General features: G+C 41.0%; 21 protein-coding genes. 15 read left to right on the forward strand and 6 right to left on the reverse strand.

Annotated features, from left to right (window positions below; genetic code table 11):
- Nucleotides 1-42 precede the first annotated feature (42 nt).
- The gene (locus ABS301_RS20795) at nucleotides 43-1398 is read right to left on the reverse strand and encodes an APC family permease (RefSeq protein WP_349674026.1); all 1356 of its coding nucleotides are present in this window, start codon (nucleotides 1396-1398) and stop codon (nucleotides 43-45) included.
- A 150-nt stretch (nucleotides 1399-1548) separates the two neighbouring features.
- Nucleotides 1549-2025, reverse strand: coding sequence for a helix-turn-helix domain-containing protein (locus ABS301_RS20800; RefSeq protein ID WP_349674027.1), 477 nt, complete (start codon nucleotides 2023-2025; stop codon nucleotides 1549-1551).
- Nucleotides 2026-2178: 153 nt separating this feature from the next.
- Here ABS301_RS20800 and ABS301_RS20805 point away from each other — a divergent pair, with 153 nt between their 5' ends.
- The 15 genes from ABS301_RS20805 (at nucleotide 2179) to ABS301_RS20875 (ending at nucleotide 16385) form a co-directional block, all read left to right on the forward strand.
- Nucleotides 2179-2388 (forward strand): helix-turn-helix domain-containing protein, encoded by a 210-nt coding sequence (locus ABS301_RS20805; protein WP_349674028.1) that lies wholly within the window; start codon nucleotides 2179-2181, stop codon nucleotides 2386-2388.
- 332 nt (nucleotides 2389-2720) lie between these two features.
- Nucleotides 2721-3389 carry a GntR family transcriptional regulator gene (locus tag ABS301_RS20810; RefSeq protein ID WP_349674029.1) on the forward strand — a complete coding sequence of 223 codons (669 nt, stop codon included), beginning with the start codon at nucleotides 2721-2723 and terminating at the stop codon, nucleotides 3387-3389.
- A gap of 404 nt (nucleotides 3390-3793) precedes the next feature.
- Nucleotides 3794-5041 carry an ABC transporter substrate-binding protein gene (locus tag ABS301_RS20815; protein ID WP_349674030.1) on the forward strand — a complete coding sequence of 416 codons (1248 nt, stop codon included), beginning with the start codon at nucleotides 3794-3796 and terminating at the stop codon, nucleotides 5039-5041.
- Between the two features lie 69 nt (nucleotides 5042-5110).
- Nucleotides 5111-5983, forward strand: a complete 873-nt coding sequence (locus tag ABS301_RS20820) for a branched-chain amino acid ABC transporter permease (protein WP_349674031.1) — start codon at nucleotides 5111-5113, stop codon at nucleotides 5981-5983.
- A 13-nt stretch (nucleotides 5984-5996) separates the two neighbouring features.
- Nucleotides 5997-6980 (forward strand): branched-chain amino acid ABC transporter permease, encoded by a 984-nt coding sequence (locus ABS301_RS20825; protein WP_349674032.1) that lies wholly within the window; start codon nucleotides 5997-5999, stop codon nucleotides 6978-6980.
- Entirely contained in the window at nucleotides 6974-7726 is a 753-nt protein-coding gene (locus ABS301_RS20830; protein ID WP_349674033.1) for an ABC transporter ATP-binding protein, read from the forward strand. The genes ABS301_RS20825 and ABS301_RS20830 overlap by 7 nt, the downstream gene beginning before the upstream one ends.
- Nucleotides 7726-8448, forward strand: a complete 723-nt coding sequence (locus ABS301_RS20835) for an ABC transporter ATP-binding protein (protein WP_349674034.1) — start codon at nucleotides 7726-7728, stop codon at nucleotides 8446-8448. The genes ABS301_RS20830 and ABS301_RS20835 overlap by 1 nt, the downstream gene beginning before the upstream one ends.
- 16 nt (nucleotides 8449-8464) lie before the next feature.
- Nucleotides 8465-9748: a nickel pincer cofactor-dependent isomerase, group 22 gene (locus ABS301_RS20840; RefSeq protein ID WP_349674035.1), complete on the forward strand. Its 1284-nt coding sequence runs from the start codon at nucleotides 8465-8467 to the stop codon at nucleotides 9746-9748.
- A 27-nt stretch (nucleotides 9749-9775) separates the two neighbouring features.
- The gene (locus ABS301_RS20845) at nucleotides 9776-10831 is read left to right on the forward strand and encodes a zinc-binding alcohol dehydrogenase family protein (protein WP_349674036.1); all 1056 of its coding nucleotides are present in this window, start codon (nucleotides 9776-9778) and stop codon (nucleotides 10829-10831) included.
- A 200-nt stretch (nucleotides 10832-11031) separates the two neighbouring features.
- Nucleotides 11032-11238, forward strand: coding sequence for a helix-turn-helix domain-containing protein (locus ABS301_RS20850; RefSeq protein ID WP_341457851.1), 207 nt, complete (start codon nucleotides 11032-11034; stop codon nucleotides 11236-11238).
- Nucleotides 11239-11286: 48 nt separating this feature from the next.
- Nucleotides 11287-12027, forward strand: a complete 741-nt coding sequence (locus ABS301_RS20855) for a MurR/RpiR family transcriptional regulator (protein ID WP_349674037.1) — start codon at nucleotides 11287-11289, stop codon at nucleotides 12025-12027.
- Between the two features lie 94 nt (nucleotides 12028-12121).
- Entirely contained in the window at nucleotides 12122-13048 is a 927-nt protein-coding gene (locus ABS301_RS20860; RefSeq protein WP_349674038.1) for a 1-phosphofructokinase family hexose kinase, read from the forward strand.
- Entirely contained in the window at nucleotides 13045-14865 is a 1821-nt protein-coding gene (locus ABS301_RS20865; protein ID WP_349674039.1) for a fructose-specific PTS transporter subunit EIIC, read from the forward strand. The genes ABS301_RS20860 and ABS301_RS20865 overlap by 4 nt, the downstream gene beginning before the upstream one ends.
- 10 nt (nucleotides 14866-14875) lie before the next feature.
- Nucleotides 14876-15727 (forward strand): class II fructose-bisphosphate aldolase, encoded by an 852-nt coding sequence (locus tag ABS301_RS20870; protein WP_349674040.1) that lies wholly within the window; start codon nucleotides 14876-14878, stop codon nucleotides 15725-15727.
- A gap of 103 nt (nucleotides 15728-15830) precedes the next feature.
- Nucleotides 15831-16385 carry a hypothetical protein gene (locus ABS301_RS20875; RefSeq protein WP_349674041.1) on the forward strand — a complete coding sequence of 185 codons (555 nt, stop codon included), beginning with the start codon at nucleotides 15831-15833 and terminating at the stop codon, nucleotides 16383-16385.
- Here ABS301_RS20875 and ABS301_RS20880 read toward each other — a convergent pair.
- The 4 genes from ABS301_RS20880 to ABS301_RS20895 all read right to left on the reverse strand — a co-directional run bounded on the left by ABS301_RS20880 (nucleotide 16376) and on the right by ABS301_RS20895 (nucleotide 19850).
- The gene (locus tag ABS301_RS20880) at nucleotides 16376-17131 is read right to left on the reverse strand and encodes an ABC transporter permease (protein ID WP_349674042.1); all 756 of its coding nucleotides are present in this window, start codon (nucleotides 17129-17131) and stop codon (nucleotides 16376-16378) included. The two genes, ABS301_RS20875 and ABS301_RS20880, sit on opposite strands and share 10 nt — an antisense overlap.
- A 16-nt stretch (nucleotides 17132-17147) precedes the next feature.
- On the reverse strand, nucleotides 17148-17921 hold the full coding sequence (locus ABS301_RS20885) for an ABC transporter permease (protein WP_349674043.1): 774 nt from the start codon (nucleotides 17919-17921) through the stop codon (nucleotides 17148-17150).
- Entirely contained in the window at nucleotides 17914-18828 is a 915-nt protein-coding gene (locus tag ABS301_RS20890) for an ABC transporter ATP-binding protein (RefSeq protein ID WP_502877992.1), read from the reverse strand. Before ABS301_RS20890 ends, ABS301_RS20885 begins: the two co-directional genes overlap by 8 nt.
- Before the next feature lie 95 nt (nucleotides 18829-18923).
- Nucleotides 18924-19850: a sensor histidine kinase gene (locus ABS301_RS20895; protein WP_349674045.1), complete on the reverse strand. Its 927-nt coding sequence runs from the start codon at nucleotides 19848-19850 to the stop codon at nucleotides 18924-18926.
- Between the last annotated feature and the right edge of the window lies 1 nt (nucleotide 19851).

Raw genomic sequence — 19851 nt, forward strand, 5'->3', positions numbered from 1 at the left:
AAAAGGGCTGGAATCCTCTTATGGGAAACCAACCCTGAATTTTTATTGATTCACTGTCTCTGACCGATTTGAAATCAAAGCACTAAACACCATCACAACAAAAAATACGATAAGAAAAGCAACGACAGCCATTCCGTGCGCAAACCATGCGGCAATAATCATAAATACGCAGCCTGCGAGGGATAAACAGGGCATTAAGATACGATTAAAGAAGTTAAGTCCTTTGCTCTTTACCATAAACATAATAAAGATTGGAACGTATAAAGCATAAACAGTTACAATCGGAAGTTCGGAAGAATCAAAAGTGAAAAATCCAAACCAGCTGGCAGTCAGATTTGCTCCGTAGAAATAAAACAGCCAGATACCGCAAAGAAATAACCCTAAAATAGCTGAATTGACAGGCATGTTGGTCATGGAATCTACCTGACTGAAAACCTTTGGTTTTGGTCCTAAGCCCCTGGCAGCGAGAGAATAAATTCCCCGGGTGCAGCCAAGCATCAGCCCGTTTAACGTACCCAGACAAGAGATAATTACAAATACAAATAACAGATTTCCGCCTATTGAAGTGAAAACAGTCTGGAATGCCAGCTTGGCTCCTGCTTCACCGCCCGCCATAATTATTTCATTTTTAACGGTTCCTGCAAGTCCGATGTAATACAGGATATAGGCTGCCATAGTGATTAAAGTACCGGAAATTAAGGCAAGAGGCAGATTTCTTTTTGCATTTCTAAGTTCTGCATTGATACAGGTTGCAATGATCCAGCCCTCATAGGCGAAGCTGGCTGCAACAACAGCTGTAAATAGCCCGCCAGAGGTGCTGGCAGATACGGTATGGGTAAAATTATAAGCAGTCATTCCGTTGCGGAGTCCTGTAAAGGTACCCACAATTGCCATAAGGAATAAAGGGATGAGCTTAATGACAGTCGTGCTTACCTGAAATTTTCCTGCTAAAACAGGGGACAATGCGTTGATTGTAAAGCTGGAAACCAGATAAAGACAGGCGATGGTCATACATTCTCCGCCGGTAATGGAGAAACCGAAGATGACACAGGTATACCGGGCAGATACCCATGCAAGGACTGAAGTAATGGTAGGGTAGTAAATAATTGCCATAAAACTTCCTACATAATAGGCATATTTTTTTCCTACGGTCGCTTCCGCGTAATCCACAATACCGTTAATGTACTGATACTTCGTAGCCATAACAGAAAATGTGTACGCACAGGAAATCATAATAATACCGCCGATGATCCAGGCCAGAATTCCCTGCTTTAAATTTCCTCCTGTTGCAGTCAGAATCTTTTCGGCTTTAAAAAATACACCGCTTCCAATCACGATGCCTACAACCATGGCAATGGCTGTAAATAGTCCATACTTTTTTTCTAATTTTGATTCCATAGTTCAACTGTTCCTGCTTTTCTATAGTATTGTTTATATAAAAAAATCCTTTTTATTTTATCATAAAATGAAATACAAATCAGCAAGATTTTATTGCCAGAAGCAAGATTTTTTATTGGTAAAAAATCGTTAAGAAACAGCAGGATTAAGTCATAGCTTTCGGTACTTTGGCTGTTCGGATAAATCCACCATATAATCGCTGGCTTTTCTCTTACCGGAATCAGTCAGAGTCAGATAGATCTTTGCCATGGCAGTAATCTTATCTCTGTCATCCGGATCCGCGCTATTAATAATGGCACCTAAGCTATCATTGGTGTGATATCCTTTTCCTTCATCTTCACGGAAGAAATCTTCGCTTCCGCTTGCAGGCCGATGAATCCATGGGGAAGCATCCGCGCCGGAATCTGGGTATTCAAAACAGTCATCCTGCCAGCCCATTAAATAAGCAGGGGTAGTTCTAAGAATGACCGCCAGCTTTTCTAAAACATTAGCAGGAACTTTTTCTATTTGTCCGTTCTCATATCTGAATATCGTAGACCGTGAAACGCCTAAGTCAGCGGCTACATCATCAGCACTCATTTCTAATTGTTTTCTTCTTTCTTTAATTCTCTGACCAGTGATTGACATGTTCTTACCTCCAGTAAGTATCATACCATTGATGTTGCAAAAATGCAACACTTATGGCCCTTGAGCTGACTTTGTATGTTGACATTTTATTTTTTATAAGCTATTCTTATGACATAATAGTGGCACAAATGCAACGGAAAAGAGGTGAATTATTTGAATATATACATGTTAAAGGATAAGATAGCGGATTCTGGATTGACACAGGAATCAATTGCAGACGCTATGGGTATCAGCAGATGTACTTTTTACCGTAAGATGAAAAAAGAGGGTAATTCTTTCACTGTACAGGAAATGAACAGAATGATAAAGTTCATATCTTTGACAAAGGAAGAAGCAGCTAAAATTTTTTTACTTCCAAAGTAGCGTAAATGCGATAATATCATATAGATTTCCCGGTCAATTTGCAGATGCGGTGTTTGGTACAGTCAGGCACAGCATCTGCAGTTTTATTGTTGTCATTTCAGGCACAGGATATTTTAATAATTTGGATTTTTAACGCTAAATAATTCATATATATCATGTTAATGTCAAAATTGAATCATATTGTTACATAATTATCGAAATAAGTGTTGACAATTCAATAATTAATGAAATAAACTAGAGACGGGCAAACTAAAATTCTGAAGTTTGCTTCAGGATCATGGTGAAAGAGGTAATTTGTTTGCCTTGAAACATCATATCAGAAGGGGGCAGATATGGATAAATCGGTAAAAGAAGACAAATTTTCAAATGCCTATGAATATATAAAAAATAAGATTATACTGGGCGAATATCTTCCTTTGCAGGATATTTCTGATATGGAGTTACAGAAAGAATTAGGCATGAGCAGGACTCCCATCCGCGAAGCGATTCAAAGATTGGAAAAAGATTCTTTTGTTAAAATCTATCCGCGAAAAGGAACCTTAGTTGGAGAAATCGATTACAATCTGGTCAATGCAATTTATGAGGTGCGTCTACTGAATGAGCCGTATATAGCGGTAGAGTGTTATAACAGATTAAGCAAAGACTGGCTTAAAAAAATGTATGATTCCTTTCAGAATCCACCTGAGTTTAAAGATCATGAAGAATATGTGAAGTATTACACCAGTTTGGATGATTGTTTACATAATACGGTTATCTCTCAGTCTCAAAATAGCTTTTTGAAAGAGTTGCTGAATGTGGTAGCAGATCATAGTAACAGAATCCGGGTATATTGTGCAAAGGTTAACTTAAACTATACACTTTCCATTGAGGAGCATCTGGAAATTTTGAATTCAATGCTTTGTAATAATGATGCAGATGTTCTTGAAAATTATAAAATGCATATTAGAAATTCCTGGAATAATGCAATGGATTTGATTTTCCCTAAAAAATCAATCATGTAATATTATAAAATAGAAGGATACGTTAAAATAATATTGAATGCTGAGAATATGCCTTAAAAGCACATTTTCAGCATTCTTTTTTTGCTGCCAGAGAAAGCTTTTATTGCTAAACAGATAGCACAAAAAAAGAAAAATAAAAATGTTTCAAATATGCAAATATACCAATCAAATATTATACAATTAAGAAAAATTATATAAAATATACAGAAAATAGCTTGACTATAAGTCTTTGTTAGTATATTATGTGGCTATGTTTCATCTGATATATTAGTTGAATATAAGTAAAATAACAGGTGAATAAAAGAGGAATTTAGAATCTCTCAATCTATGAAAGTCAGGAGAAGGGGCTTTCAGTTAACCACGATATCTTTTTAAGATAATAATAAAAAATGGAGGAAGTAAAGATGAAAAAGCAGTTATCTAAAATTCTTGCACTCGGTTTAAGTTTAACAATGTTCTTAACCGCATGCGGAGCTGGAAAAACAAGTACGAAGACGGAAGAAACCACGACAGGTGCAGCTGTTTCGGAGAGCACAACTGGCACAGCTCAAGTTGGAGAGATTTTTGTAATAGGAAATCCCCAGCCCTTGACTGGTGTCAATGCACAGGTTGGAGAATCTGCCAATATGGCGGCTGAACTGGCTGTTAAGGTGATTAATAAGGAGGGCGGTTTTAATGGGGTACCGATTAAGCTTGTAAATTATGATGATCAGGGTTCTCCTGAGGAAGCGGTTAAGATTGCCAATAAGATGATCCAGGTAGATAAGGTGGATGCCATCCTGGGATCCTTAACAAGCAGCAACGTACTTGCAGCGGGTGGAATCTATAATGAGGCTAAGATTCCTACGATTGGAACGGGCAACAGTCCCACATGGATGCAGCAGGGATGGGAATATGTTTTCCGTGCAGGATTAAACACCGCTCTTTCCATGCCTCATGTTACTGAGAAGATGCTGAGTTTAAATGTTAAGAAGGTGGCGGTATTCCGCGGTCTGGATGATGCTGCGAAAACCAGCGCTGAAACGTTTATAGAAGAAGCAAAAAAGGCGGGAATTGAAGTTACTACCATTGAAAGTTACACAGAGGGGGACACCGATTTTTCCGGTCAGGTGGCTAAGATGATTAATTCTAAGCCAGACGCAGTATTCTGCTCAACCAATGGTCCGACTCAGGCAATTTTTGCAAAGCAGCTGCGGCAGCTTGGATTTAATAAACTCTGCTTTAACCGTGAGGGGATTCCGGTTGATACAATTAATGTGGCAGGGGATGCAGTCAACAACTGGGTATTTGCTTATCCATACGTGGTATACAACAGTATTGAAGAAGCGAAAGATCCTGAAATGAAGGAATTTTTAGAGCTTTACTTTCAAGCATATGGTGTAATGCCGTTCCATGACTGCGCATACAGAAGCTGGGATGCGATGATGGTATTCTGGGAGGCCTCGAAGATAGCAGGAAGCAATGATAAGGAAGCAATAAAAGATGCAATCAGCAAGATCAAGGATTTTAAATCTCTTGGAGGCATGCTTGATTTCACTGACGGAACCCGGGAAGGGCTTCACACTCTCAACGATTATATTATTATTGATGGAAAATACTTAGACTTTAATGAATGGCTTAAGGCAGGGAATATTTCTAAACTGGCAGAGTGATAAAACATATAGAATGGTCCGCCTATATCCGGTCAGGTGGAATATAGGCGGGTTCCTTGGAGGTAAGAAATGATAATACAAATTCTTGTTTCGGGTCTTGTGCTGGGATGCGTTTATGGACTGATCGCCCTGGGTTACAGCCTGATCTACAAAGCATCAGGAATGCTTAACTTTACACAGGGCGATATTCTTACATTAGGCGCGTTTTTGGGATATACCTTTTATGGGGTTTTACATATTCCCTTCGTTCTTACAGTAATCATTGTTTTTATTATTATGCTGGGATTTGGAATGGTTTTGGAGAGGGGCATCATCAGTAAGCTTGTAGCTAAGGGGACCTTGCCAATCTATACGGTTCTGGCTACCATTGCGGTTTCCTATATCATTCAGAACGGGTCCATGCTGGTATGGGGAACCCAGTCCATTAACTTTCCAAGAATTTTTCATGTTACCAATATTAGAATTCTTGGTGTAAACATTCAGACAGAAGCATTTGTCTGCATTTTAGTTTCCATGATATGTATGGTTTCTCTTCATATCTTTATGAAACATACCAGGTTTGGGACTTCCATGAGAGCTGCTGCCATGGACCCGCTGGCTGCCAGAAGTCTTGGAATCAATGTATCTCTTGCCACGGGGCTTACCTGGGGGATTTCGGCAGCAGTGGCCGCGCTTGCAGGTATGCTGATCGGACCTCTTTACGGGGTATATACAACCCTGGGTGCGACCATTGGCAGAAAAGGTTTTGCCAGTGCAGTAATGGGAGGATACGGCAATATGTACGGTGCCATGCTTGGAGGTGCAATTCTTGGATTGGTGGAAACGTTTACTTCCGCTTATATTTCCTCCTCTTATAAAGACCTGGTGGCTTATATCCTGTTAATTACGTTTTTATTTATTAAGCCCACTGGTATTTTTAATGAGCGGGCAATTCAGGATTAGGGAGGAGAATGGAATGAATCTACGATTAAAAAATGCGATATCAAACAGAAAAAAAGACTTAATAATTCTTTTGGTCCTCTTATTGATGCCTGTGTTTCTCAATGTGATACATTTTGAATATGCTTTTACAATTGTGAGCTTTATCTTTATTTACATCATAGCAGTGTCGGGTCTGGATATTGTGTTTGGTTATAGCGGCCAGATATCGCTGGGTCATGCAGCCTTTTTTGCAATCGGGGCTTATGGATCTGCGATTCTACATAAATATACCCATATTCCGGTGATTCTTACCATGATAATTGCTGCTTTTCTGGCAGCTGTTATCGGTGCAGGTCTTGCTTATCCTGCTTCCAAGCTGGTTTTTCATTTCCTTTCCCTGGCAACAATTGCCTTCGGAGAGATCGTGTATCAGTTGGTTGCCCAGTCTCCGTATGATATTACGGGCAATTTTACAGGGTTTTTTACAGATTCAGTCAGCATTTTTGGATATAAACTAAATACCTACAGCAAGTTTTATTATTTTGGACTGTTCAGTGTGCTTATTTTTCTGCTCATGAAAAACAATTTAATAAAATCAAAAGTTGGACGGGCTTTTATAGCAATCAGAGAGAATTCCCATGCAGCGGATGGAATGGGAATCAATGTCCGGAATTATAAAATCCTGGCATTTGCCATCAGCGCATTTTTTACAGCCTTTGCCGGCGGGATGTATGCTCACTGCGTGAAGTTCATCAGCCCGGACACATTTATGTACAAGCAGTCTGTTATGTTTCTTACCATGCTTTTATTTGGCGGAACGGCTTCCCGCTTTGGCCCCATTTACGGTGCAGTATCGGTACTTATCTTAAATGAGGCGCTCCGTGCTACGGAAAAGTATCAGCTGTTAATTTACGGTGTTTTGCTGTTAATTGTAATTGTTGTGCTGCCAGGGGGTCTTTATGGGGCATATCAGGACGTTGCAGTAAAATTCAAAAAGAAAGGAGTAAATAAATGCTGAAGGTCAAAAACGTAACCTTAAGGTTTGGCGGTCTGGTGGCGAATAATGATGTTTCCATGGAAGTAAGAGATGGGAAAATCACTGGCCTCATTGGTCCAAACGGTGCGGGTAAAACAACTTTTTTCAACTGCATCAGCGGTGTTTATACTCCAAATGAAGGAAAGATAATATTTGAAGGGAAAGAAATTCAGGGCTACCGTCCTTATCAGATTAATAAAGAGGGAATCAGCCGTACCTATCAGATCATCAATTTGTTTAAAAAAATGAAAGTATATGAAAATGTAATCGTAGGAATGCATTCCAGACTAAATTCCAGCGTTACAGATTCTCTTTTTAAGACAAAAAAAGAAAGGGAAGAGGAGAACAAGGCTTATGAAAAGGCTTTGGAATTGCTGGATTTCGTAGGGCTTCTGGAATTGAAGGATGAACCGGCAGGATCCCTTTCTTATGGAAAACAGAGGCTTCTTGAAATCTGCCGGGCCCTGGCAAGCGATCCTAAGATATTGCTGCTTGATGAGCCGGCTGCAGGAATGAATGCCACAGAGAAGAATGAGCTTGATGTATTGTGCAAGAAAATAGTGGAAAGAGGAATCAGCATTCTGATCATTGAACATGATATGAAGCTGATGATGGGGCTTGCTGATTATATGTATGTATTAAACTATGGTAAGCTGCTTGCAGAAGGCGCTCCCTTGGAAATCCAGAACAATCCTGCCGTGATTGAAGCTTACCTGGGAGGTGAATAATGGGAAAACATTTATTGGAATTGAAAAACCTTCAGTATTCTTATGGAAATATTAAAGTAGTGCATGGGATTGACCTCTATGTGGATGAGGGGGAGATTGTAACCATAATAGGTGCCAACGGAGCTGGGAAAACCACAACCCTTCAGACTGTTTCCGGACTGACGGCTGCATCTGGTGTAAAAGGGGAAATCCTTTTTGACGGCAGGAACATCGGAAGAACCAGAGGGCATTTAATTGCAGGTCAGGGTCTGGTGCAGGTTTTAGAGGGAAGACATGTATTCTCAAAGCTTACTGTTGCAGAGAATATTCAGATGGGAACCTATATCCGTAAGGATAAGGCGAATATTAACAGGGATATTGATCAGGTATATGAACTGTTCCCAAGATTGTATGAACGAAGAACCCAGCTTGCTGGCACTCTCTCCGGTGGAGAGCAGCAGATGCTGGCAATCGGCCGTGCCCTGCTGTGCAATCCCAGAATGATTTTGCTGGATGAGCCTTCACTGGGACTGGCACCTATCATTATAAAAGAAATTTTTGAATCCATTGTCCGTATTAATAAGCAGGGAACTTCCGTTCTTTTTGTGGAGCAGAATTCAAAAATAGCTTTGAATGTGGCGGATCGGGGTTATGTGATGCAGAATGGAGAAATCATTCTTCACGACACCAGTGTAAATCTGCTTCAGAATGAAGCGGTTAAAAAAGCTTATTTAGGTGAATAAAGGGGGACGTATTTATATGAGAGAAAGACCTTTTGTGGCTGACTTGGTAAAGGATGTAATGGTTCCGAGAATGTTTCGGGTCCGTCAGATATTTCCCCGTAATAAAATCGAACCAGAAGAGATTCCTGGCATAATAAAGAAATTGCTTTCAGAAGAAAAGTTTTCTTCCCAGATTAAACCGGGAATGAAAATTGCTATTACAGCAGGTTCCAGGGGGATAGCAAACAATGCGTTAACGACAAAGTGCATTGCGGATTTTATTAAATCAAAAGGTGCCCAGCCCTTTGTTGTTCCTGCCATGGGAAGCCATGGGGGGAGTACTGCTGCGGGACAGAGGGAGATTCTTAAGGGCTATGGGATTACAGAAGAATATCTTCAGTGCCCCATTCTTTCTTCTATGGAGGTAAAGAAAATCGGAGTGAATGAAGAAGGAACGGATGTTTACATAGATAAATACGCAGCGGAATCTGATGGCATTGTCCTTGGCTGCAGAATCAAACCTCATACGGCGTTCCGGGGTCCCTATGAAAGCGGAATTATGAAAATGATGGCAATTGGATTGGGAAAACAGTATGGAGCGCAAGTTTGTCATGAAGCAGGGTTTAAACATATGGCAAAAAATGTGCCTTTGTTTGGAAAGGCTATAATCAGGCATGCTCCTGTCTTATTTGCAGTTCCGACCATTGAAAATGCTTACGATGAGACCTGTAAGATCGTAGCGGTAAATGCAGATGAGATTGAGGAAATGGAGCCAGTTCTTTTAAAAGAAGCCGCCTCCTATATGGCAAGAATTCTGGTGGATTCCTGTGATGTTCTGGTTGTGGATGAGATAGGAAAAAACTATAGCGGTGACGGAATGGATCCCAATATAACCGGAACCTTTTGTTCTCCTTATGCCTCTGGCGGGATAGCTGCCCAAAGGGTGGCGGTTCTGGATTTAAGTAAAGAAACCCACGGAAACGGCATTGGATTAGGATTTTCAAGCGCTACCACAAAACGTGTTTTTGATAAACTGGATTTAGCCTCCATGTATCCAAATGCTATCACCTGCACCGTGCTTGGAGGAGTCCGGATCCCAATTATAATGGAAAGCGATAAGGAAGCGATTCAGGTTTGTATTAAAAGCTGCAACGAAATCGACAAGACCCGGCCAAGAGTTGTCAGAATTCCCAACAGCCTCCATCTGGAGCATATTATGCTTTCCGAGGATTATTTGGAGGAAATTAAGGGAATGGAAACCATTGAGATAGAATCTGAGCCAATGGATCTGCCTTTTGATGGGGATGGAATGCTTTGGTAGGTTCTGAAAATAAGGAGAAGTGACAAAATGAAAGCAATTTATATAGTGGAGCCTGGAAAGGTGGAAGTGAAAGAGGTTGAAAAACCAGTAAGAAAGCCGGGAGAGGCATTGCTCAAAATTTTATACGGAGGTATTTGCGGAAGTGATTTAGGCTCTTACCGGGGAACATTTGCGTATTTTGATTATCCCAGAATTCCAGGTCATGAATTTAGTGCAGAGATTATGGAAATTGATGAAAACAATGAATACGGTTTGAAAAAGGGAATGATTGTAACCTGTAACCCTTATTTTAACTGTGATGCCTGCTACAGCTGTGAAAAAGGGCTTGTCAATGCCTGCATGGATAATCACACCATGGGCTGCCAGACGGATGGTGCATTCTGCCAATACATCACCATGCCGTTGGAACGAGTTTTCGATGGAAAAGGACTTTCTCCCAGGGTGCTGACAGCCATTGAACCTTTCTGTATCGGTTATCATGGGATTCAGCGCGCTGGTATTAAAAAGGGAGATAAAGTGCTGGTGGTAGGGTCTGGTACCATCGGAGTTCTGGCTGCTATTGCGGCAAAGGCTCTGGGAGGCCAGGTTTACATATCAGATGTGGCAAAAGAAAAGCTAGATTATGCAATGGAACACTTTGAATTTGCGGGAACCATCTTAAATGACAGCCCTCATGCGCTTCTTCAGGCGGCTGGAGAAATCACTGGCAGTATTTCAATTAACGGCAATGAAGCAGTTTATGGATTTGATGTATGCATTGAGGCGGTAGGTCAGCCCTCCACCTTTCAGGATTGTATTGAGGCTGCAGCATTTGGAGGAAAAGTGGTTATTATCGGTGTTGGTAAAAAGAATCTGGACTTCAATTTTACTATGATACAGAAGAAGGAACTGAATGTCTATGGCAGCCGAAATGCTATGAATAAGGATTTTATAGAATTAATAGATCTGGTAAAAAATGGCGGAGTCGATTTGGATAAGGTAATTACCCATGAATATCCTTATGAGGAAGGGGCAAAGGCCTTTGAAGACTTCAGCAGTAATGGTGCGCATATGCTAAAGGTACTTTTAGATTTTACAAAGTAGCTGATTGCCAGGAATACGTTCGGATTGATGGATAAACGATTCAATCCGAACGTTTCTTTTGATGTTAATTTTATTCCGCTGTTTAGAAACTGCAATAGGAAGTGACGCAAAACAGGGATTTGGATATTGACTTTTCATTTTCAATGAGCTATGCTAATATTGTGTAGTAGCATAAATGCAACTGGGGAGGGGTGAGTTATTTGAATATACAAAAGTTAAAAGGGAAGATGGCTGAGTCTGGAATTACCCAGGAGGCAATCGCTGATGCCATCGGAATGAGCAGATGTACATTTTACCGGAAGATGAAACGAAGGGGAGATACGTTTACTGTGGAAGAGATGAACAAAATTGTAAAGATAATACCTCTGAGCAGAGAGGAGGCTATCACTATTTTTTTTACCCTTTGAGTTGCATTAGTGCGACTTCACGAAGGGAACAGGGGATGGAGGTCTAACATGATTATTCCACTTGATGCGAATATTATAGGGAATTTAACAAAGACAGAACGTGAAATTATAAATTACATAAACAGCCATGAAGGAACACTTGCCGGAATGTCGATTGTTGATATTGCATTTGAGACATTTTCATCACCATCCACCGTTTCAAGGGCGATTCGTAAATGCGGGCTGAATGGTTTTAATGAACTGAGATACCGCTCCGGGCATAAAGCAAAGAGTGAAGAGATTCAGAGCATGAATGAACTTTTTAATAAAACACTGATAGAGGCTCAGGCGGTTCATGAGCGTATTTCACTCACTGATATACTGGCAGTCATTGAATGCCTGAAAGATGCACACCAGATTTCTGTATTTGCGAGAGGGCTGACTACCTATGTTGGTCAGGAGTTTTCCTTAAAGTTACAGCTTCTTGGTTATGATGTTTTCTTTTCCGATGATCCTAACATCATGAGAGTGAAAGCGTCCAAGATGAAAGAGAAAGATATTTTATTTATCCTGTCATTAAACGGCCAGACACCGGAACTGATTCTGGCAGCTGCCACAGCCAGTCAGAAAGGAAACTGTGTGATATCCTGCTGCTGTAATCCGCAGTCCGAGTTAATTTCATACAGCAACATTGCGCTTGTAGGATATAAGCATGCTCACCAGGCAATTAAGGAATTCGAGGTGTCTTCAAGAATCGCTCTTTATATGATTTGCAGAATTATCATTGACTATATTTCGGAGTCTGTCTAAGACTCCTTTTTCATAACCTGAAAAGATTTTCATAGCAATCTTCTCTATAATAACAGGTGAGCAGAGATTTTCATAATAAGAGAGGTGGAATAAAGTGATCTATACATTGACGGCAAACCCGGCGATTGATATGAATATCTCGTCTAATGGAATTATGGGAAAGGTGGTTAATCGGACGTTTGATGCAGTTTATACTCCCAACGGCAAGGGGTTAAACGTCAGCTACTGTCTGAACCGGTTTGAAACACAGTCCGCTGTTCTTGGTTTTTTCGGCGGTTTCTCCGGGAGGTATATTGTTGAGGAGACACAGAAGATGGGGATTAAAGTATATCCGGTCTGGGTGGAGGATACAACCAGAATTAATATCTTTTTAAATGACAGAACCGAGGAATACAAATTTGTCAATGAAGGGTCTTACGTTTCTCAAAAGAAGCAGAGAGAGCTGTGCATGCTTATAGAAACTCTTGGGGATATGGATACGCTAATTGTCAGCGGAAGCCTGCCAAAAGGACTGACAGATTCCTTTTATGATGAGGTCCTGGATATCTGCAGAAAGAAGCAGACGGCTGTTATTTTGGACATCAGTTCTCCTTATCTTAAAAATCTGATGAGGATCAGGCCGTATCTTATCAAACCTAACGATGAGGAGATTAAGGACATCTTCGGGATCGTAATGAGAGATGAGGCTGATATCAAAGATGTGCTTCTGGACCTCCATGAAGGTGGAGCAATGAATATTCTTTTAACTTTGGGAGAGCGGGGATCGTATTTTTACAACGGAAGTGACTTATACCATGCAGGGGCTAAGAAGATAGAACTGGTCAGTTCGGCCTGTGCCGGTGATGCGGCACTTGCAGGTTTTTTAAGTATATGGCTGGAACAGCCAGATGAGATTGAGAGGGCATTAAAGCGTTCCGCGGCGGTAGGTGCCAATGTGGCAGAAAGCAGCGGACTTGGTTTAATGGATAAAGTTGAGAACTATGCAAAAGAAATTATAGTGAGAAAGGTGGAGGGAGTATGAAATTACTTGGAGTTACTGGCTGTCCTACGGGGATTGCCCATACGTTTATGGCAGAAAAGGCTTTAAAAGCGGCAGCAGAAAAACTGGGGTGTCAGATCAAAGTGGAAACCAACGGAGCCATCGGGGTTGAGAATGCTTTAACAGAAGCTGATATCAAAGGAGCAGATGCCATCATTGTTGCCAGCGATAAAAGTGTGGATCTGGATCGTTTTAACGGCAAGCCGGTTTTGGAGGTGTCGGTTGGAGACGGGGTCAGCAAGGCAGAGGAACTGGTTCAGGCATGTCTCTCTGGGAAAGTGCCTGTAAGGGGAGGGGCAGTCATTCAAAACCTTAATCCCCGTCAGAACCAGAATGCCGCACGTCAGATTTATAAGCATCTGATGAATGGTGTTTCTCATATGCTTCCCCTTGTGGTAGCCGGTGGTGTACTGATCGCCATTTCTTTTCTGTGGGGCATTTATTCCTTTGATCCGGCATCGGATCAGTATAACCCGGTAGCTGCCATGATAAAGTCGGTAGGCGGCTATTCCATGGGGCTGATGGTAACAGTCCTCAGCGGGTTTATCGCCCAGTCCATTGGTGGACGCCCCGGGCTTTTGGCAGGTCTGGTGGGAGGAGCCATTGCAGCTGGTACTGATGCGGGATTTCTCGGAGGAATTGTGGCTGGCTTTTTGTCCGGTTATCTTTCCCAGGGGGTCGTCCGTTCATTAAGAAGACTTCCCAGGCAGCTGGAGGGGTTAAAGTCCATTTTTATTGTACCTATCGTTACAATTGGTGGAGTGGGAATCCTGATGATGCTGTTTGCCCAGCCATGTGCGGCTCTTAATCAGTGGATGATGGCAGCATTGTCAAAGATACAGAATACCAGTCCGGTTCTGTTAGGAATTGTAATTGGCTGTATGTGTGCATTTGATATGGGAGGTCCGGTTAATAAAGCTGCTTATGTAACGGGTACCGTACTTCTTGGACAGGGGAATTACTATTTTATGGCAGGTGTTTCCGCCGCATGCATTACGCCCCCTCTGGTTCTGGCTATTGCAGCTACCATTAAGAGAAACCGTTTTTCGGAGGATGACCGGACGGCAGCATTGGTTAATTACGTTCTTGGTTTTACTCATATTACAGAAGGGGCGATTCCTTTTGCAGCGAAAAATCCGTTAAAAGTCATTCCCATACTTATGTTAAGTTCCTCCATTTCCGCAATCACTACTTATTTGATGAGGGTTGAAGTTCCTGCACCTCATGGAGGCTTTCTGATACTCGGTCTGGTGAATAAACCGGTTGTATGGGTTTTATGTATTTTGCTCGGTTCTTTTGTAGGGGCAGTGCTTTATATTTTTGTGACTCCTGTTGCGAAAAAGAATACTGCTTTACCTGAAGATTTATTAAAAGAAGAAACCGTTTGCCTTTCCCTTGAAAATACTGGAAAAGAAGAAGTCATTGATGAAATGGTGGCAATGCTTTATGCAGATGGGGTTCTACAGGAGGCAGAGGCGTTTAAAAAAGAGATCATAAAGCGGGAAAAAATTTCTTCTACAGCATTTGGAAACGGAATTGCAATTCCCCATGGAAAATCCCGGGCCGTTCGAATGCCCAGAGTAGCAGTTGGATTATCAAAAAACGGAATTTTATTTGATTCTTCCGATGGGAAACCGGTATATGCAGTATTCATGATTGCTGTGGGGGAGAATGAAGATAAAGTTCATTTACAGCTTCTTTCTGCTCTTTCGAAAAAGCTTATGGATCCCAAGTTTTTGTCCAGGCTGAAAGAATGTACGGGGAAGGATCAGATTATACGGCTGATTACAGAAGAATAGGAGAAAAAAGATGCCATTAGTTACTTCAAAAGGAATGCTGCTTGATGCACAGAAAGGAAATTATGCTGTCGGAGCTTTTAATGTAGAAAATATGGAGATGGTCATGGCAGTAGTAGAGGCTGCCCAGGAGATGCAGTCGCCTGTCATTTTACAGACAACCCCGTCTACCGTCAGATATGCAGGTTTCAATCTTTACTATGCCAATGTAAAGGCGGTTGCGGAGAGAGCCACTATCCCGGTTGCTCTGCACCTGGATCATGGCAGCAGCTTTGAACTGGCAGTTCAGGCACTACGGGAAGGGTATACCTCTATTATGATAGATGGTTCACAACTACCATGGGAGGAGAATACAGGACTGACCAGACGGGTTGTAGAGGCATGCCGCCCCTGCCGGATTCCGGTTGAGGCGGAGCTGGGGTGCGTGGGAGGTAAAGAGGATGGTGTGAGCAGCAGGAATCCCGGTCTTACTTCGCCGGCTCAGGCAGCGGAATTTGTAGAGAAGACTGGAATTGATTTTCTGGCAGTGGCAATTGGAACTTCTCATGGAGTATATGAGGGGGCACCCCGCATTCGTCTGGATCTGCTGGGAGAAATTAAAAAGTGCGTACCTGTTCCTCTGGTACTTCATGGAACGTCTGGCGTAGAGGATGAGGTTGTAAGGAGCTGCATTCAGGAAGGCATTTGTAAGGTAAATTACGCTACCGATCTACGGATTGCGTTCAGTGATGGGGTAAAACGGATTCTGAATGAAGACAGTTCCGTGATAGATCCGAAAATTTACGGGAAAATGGGGAAAGAACTGGTAAAACGCTACGTGCAGGATAAGATCTGGGTTTGCAAAAGCAGTGGAAGAGGGTTCTGAATATCGATGATGCAAAAAGAAACCCAGAAAGAATAATTACCCGGACTGTCTATATAATGGTAGAAATAGAAGGAATCCAGACCGTAGCTGGTAAGGAGGAAGCATGACATTATCTGAAGATCTGATTGGCGAAGGGTATACAATAGAACCAGTTGCCGAAGAGGACCTGGAACAGTATATTAAAATAAGAAAAGAGTTTTTAAAACCATTTGTAGATCGGTATTATGGTGGATGGGTTGAAGAGATACAAATGATTATTGCTGAAGACCTGTTTCACAGATCCAGAAAAGATGCCTGTTTCTGGAGCGTCAGGTTAAATGGGATAATCACAGGGTTCTTAACATATAAGGAACGGCCGGACCAGATAACAGATGTCTCTGTAACATTGTCTGAGCCCGGTCGTGTAAAGAAACTATTAGATGATTTTCTTGATTTTATTACTCAGTTGTCCGATGGGACTAAAAAACCTGTTTTACTAACGGTCTACCAGTCAGCTCCTTTTGCAGAACTCTATGGGGAGCATGGATTTATCATTTATGGAACATCAAGAACCCACTACCTCATGAGTTATAACATCGAGGACACCAGTGGTATGGGGGATTATAAAAATCGTATTTTTGCAGAAGGATTCCGGAAATGTGCGCAGGATCATGTGTGAGCGTTTCCAGAATAAGACATTATAATAAGCAGATACGTTAACAGAAGCAAGATGGCCATAGTAATAAGTGAAATAGCAAAACTACCTGATCCAGATGTGTTCATGTACTGGTTTGTATCAAATCGAATTATGGTGAGTCCTGATAATATGGGGTATATACTGCGTAGTGTGGCATTTTTTATAAACATAGAGAAGTAACCAAAAAGAAAAGATACAACAACCCCACCCATGAAGGCATCTGGTTTTCTACCGGTAAAAACAATAATGGGAAGAACTGAAATATAGGTACAGAGAGAGAGGACAGTCATTTGCTCAAAGCTTTTTAATAAGACGGTGAGATCGGGTACTGTTAAACCAGTTACGAAACCCACGATTAGTGTTATAAAATAACTGTAATAGCCTAATAAAATACTTATTATACCCATTGCAATCAGCTTTCCATATATCAACCGGGGAAAGCTGATTGGGATTGTAAAAAGATATTTTAATGTATCATCTTTGTATTCCCGGTTAATGAGATAACCTCCGATGAGGGTGAAAATTACAGGCATAAATATAGTAGTGCTATTCCATACAGTATGATTGAAAAGGGTGGTAAAATCAAAATTTCTAATCTGATTTTCTGGAATGGTGACATTCTGTGTAATTACAGAAAGTAAGGATGGAAAGGTCATGCCAATCATACCAATAAGTAAGATATGTAAACGTTTTAATTTAATAAATTCCGCTTTTATTATGCTAATCATTTACAATTCTCCTCTCTTAATATTCTCTTTTGTCATAGATTTGTGTGATACAAATAATGCAAATCATGGCTTCAAGTAGAACCACAGAAAAGCATATAGGTGTAGAAACAAAGTAGTTACTGAGGCGTTGATAAAATGTGGTCTGTATCACTCCGGCTGGTGTGTAGAACTGATAGAGCCATCGGAAAATAATAGGTACTGGCATTAGCGTTCCGGCATTCAATCCAAGCGGACGCATCATAATCAGGTCACTAAAATGCATGGCGTAATTGATCAGAGTGTAGAAGAAGACCATAATAACAGACAGAATATAATTCTTGTTAAACCAGACAACCAGGACAATGCATGGTAGAGAAGCAGACCACATTAATAAGCCGGTTGATGCAGTTAGACAGAATTGGAAAAGCGGTTTGGTAACCGATATGTTTTGTGAAACAACAAATAAGGTACTGACGAAAAAACCTGTGATTTGAAATGCAATTGAAAATATCAGTAATACCAGAAGCTTTACAACTACCAGTTTCTTTTTTGATACGGGAATACAAAGCAGATTTTTAAGTGTATTATTATCCTGTTCTGTAAAAAACAAGTTAATTGCTAAAAGAATGAGTAAAGGCATTAGAATTAAAAATGCATTGTCTTCCCTGACTCCGGATTGGATATCTGCAAAATCTGAATCAGATAAAAGCATTGCGTTAAAAATGGGGAATATAAACGCAGACAGGATACCAAATGGTAAAAGCCGCTTTCTTTTAAATTTTAACAACTCTGCATATAATAAATTAGCCAATTCCTTCACCTCCCGTTATTCTCCTGAAGTAGTCTTCCAGGCTGTCTTCGCAGGTGCGTGCTTCTGAAACCTCCAATCCATTTTCTACAAATGTACGATTTAATAAAGCAGCAGGCAGATGATCCTCATAGATTCGAAGGCTGTTACCTTGTTCTACAGTAAAGTTTTTTGTGTTAAAGTTTTTTTCCAGAATTCTGGCAGCCTGAGAAGGATCTGAAATGATAAAATGCAGATACCTTCCGTTTTTTTCTTCCAGATTAACAAGACTTTCCTGTTCCAGCAAAACACCATGATCTATAATTCCGATGTCATCTGCAAGTAACGATATCTCTGATAAAATATGGCTGGAGATAAGGATTGTTTTCTTTTTCATGCTGCTTAGCTCACGGATAAAAGAACGCATTTCGGCAATTCCGATGGGGTCAAGCCCGTTTACCGGTTCGTCTAAGATCAGGAGCTCCGGATCATGCATAATTGCCAGAGCAATGGCAAGACGCTGTTTCATGCCTAGTGAGTATTGTGAGAACAGCTTTTTATCACCATAAGGCAATCCTACTGTCTCCAAAGAATTTTGTATTGCATTGCGGGTGGGAGTGCCCCTCAGCAATGCGAAAATTTTCAGGTTTTCGGTACCAGTCAGATTCGGATAAAAGCCAGGTGATTCTATCAGACTTCCGATTCGGGGCAAAATATTTTTAGCATCCTTTTTTATATTCTTTCCAAATATGCGTATTTCTCCGAAAGTAGGATTTGTCAGATTTAGAAGGAGTTTCATCGTTGTAGTCTTACCAGCTCCGTTCCGCCCTAATAAACCATATATACGCCCCTGCCTCACCTGGAGATTTAAGTTATTAACACTTTTCTGCTCACCATACTGTTTTGTAAGATTGATTGTCTCAATGATCATATCACCCAAATCAGATTACCTCCTTTTCTCATTGAAACCATTCTAAACCCAGAACCTTGCATGAACCTTGCCGGAACCTTGCATTAATCTTGCAATTATGGTTCAACAGCCGGAAAATGAATGATAAACTCACTATAAATGCCTGGTTCACTCTGCACATCTATGATCCCATTCATTTTTTCTGTCAGTTGTCTGACGATGAACAATCCAAGACCACTGCCTTTGTCAGAACGTCCCTTATCACATTTGTATAAACGATCAAAAATATGATGTAAGTCAGCCGGAGCAATTCCGATTCCGTTGTCCAGAATACAAATGATAACAGCCGCCTCTTTTAGGTACATTTGAAATGTTATTTTGTCTGCATGGCTGTGGCTGATTACATTTTGGATCAGATTATTGATAACCCGCTGGTAACCGTCAGGGTCAGCATTAATAAAAACAGGTTGTTCTGGTATCTCTATTTCATATTGAAGCTGATTCTCTTCAAAGACAGGTATCCAGTTCTTTAAAATATTACGTGTCAGTTCTGCCAGCTCAATCTCTTCTGCAGACAAAGTAAATTCGCCGGAGTTTAACTTAAAGCAGTCAAATAACTGGTCAATATAGTCCTTAAGATTATGTGCTTTCAATCGGGCTGTTTCCACATAGTCTGCCTGTTCTTCAGGACCGGCAATTCCTTTTTTTATGGCATCTAAATATCCGATCAGAGTGGTTAAAGGAGTTCTTATATCATGGGACAAGCTGGTCATAAGCTGCCGGTTTGCTTCATCTGCTGCCTTGAGCTGATAGATCTGTTCTTCATACCCATATACAATTTCATTTAGCTGATAGGAAAGCTCAGCGGTTAGATCATTATGGACAGCCAGAATTTTGCGGTTACCATTTCCGCCCTGAATATCTGATAATGCTGCTGTTATTTCTTTTAATTGCTTCCTGACTGCAAGTAACTTGGAATAACAGAAAATTGCAAAAGAAAGTGATATACACAGAAGGATGCTTAAAAGAAGTATCACAACCATT

Origin of the sequence: Lacrimispora sp. (genome assembly GCF_031982545.1) — a bacterium.
In the GTDB taxonomy this organism is placed as follows: Bacteria; Bacillota; Clostridia; order Lachnospirales; family Lachnospiraceae; genus Lacrimispora.

Coding starts and splice junctions, on each gene's coding strand:
- ABS301_RS20795 (WP_349674026.1), bottom strand. CDS start 1,398: ATGGAATCAAAATTAGAAAAAAAGTATGGACTATTTACAGCCATTGCC.
- ABS301_RS20800 (WP_349674027.1), bottom strand. CDS start 2,025: ATGTCAATCACTGGTCAGAGAATTAAAGAAAGAAGAAAACAATTAGAA.
- ABS301_RS20810 (WP_349674029.1), top strand. CDS start 2,721: ATGGATAAATCGGTAAAAGAAGACAAATTTTCAAATGCCTATGAATAT.
- ABS301_RS20815 (WP_349674030.1), top strand. CDS start 3,794: ATGAAAAAGCAGTTATCTAAAATTCTTGCACTCGGTTTAAGTTTAACA.
- ABS301_RS20820 (WP_349674031.1), top strand. CDS start 5,111: ATGATAATACAAATTCTTGTTTCGGGTCTTGTGCTGGGATGCGTTTAT.
- ABS301_RS20825 (WP_349674032.1), top strand. CDS start 5,997: ATGAATCTACGATTAAAAAATGCGATATCAAACAGAAAAAAAGACTTA.
- ABS301_RS20830 (WP_349674033.1), top strand. CDS start 6,974: ATGCTGAAGGTCAAAAACGTAACCTTAAGGTTTGGCGGTCTGGTGGCG.
- ABS301_RS20835 (WP_349674034.1), top strand. CDS start 7,726: ATGGGAAAACATTTATTGGAATTGAAAAACCTTCAGTATTCTTATGGA.
- ABS301_RS20840 (WP_349674035.1), top strand. CDS start 8,465: ATGAGAGAAAGACCTTTTGTGGCTGACTTGGTAAAGGATGTAATGGTT.
- ABS301_RS20845 (WP_349674036.1), top strand. CDS start 9,776: ATGAAAGCAATTTATATAGTGGAGCCTGGAAAGGTGGAAGTGAAAGAG.
- ABS301_RS20855 (WP_349674037.1), top strand. CDS start 11,287: ATGATTATTCCACTTGATGCGAATATTATAGGGAATTTAACAAAGACA.
- ABS301_RS20865 (WP_349674039.1), top strand. CDS start 13,045: ATGAAATTACTTGGAGTTACTGGCTGTCCTACGGGGATTGCCCATACG.
- ABS301_RS20870 (WP_349674040.1), top strand. CDS start 14,876: ATGCCATTAGTTACTTCAAAAGGAATGCTGCTTGATGCACAGAAAGGA.
- ABS301_RS20875 (WP_349674041.1), top strand. CDS start 15,831: ATGACATTATCTGAAGATCTGATTGGCGAAGGGTATACAATAGAACCA.
- ABS301_RS20880 (WP_349674042.1), bottom strand. CDS start 17,131: ATGATTAGCATAATAAAAGCGGAATTTATTAAATTAAAACGTTTACAT.
- ABS301_RS20890 (WP_502877992.1), bottom strand. CDS start 18,828: ATGATCATTGAGACAATCAATCTTACAAAACAGTATGGTGAGCAGAAA.
- ABS301_RS20895 (WP_349674045.1), bottom strand. CDS start 19,850: ATGGTTGTGATACTTCTTTTAAGCATCCTTCTGTGTATATCACTTTCT.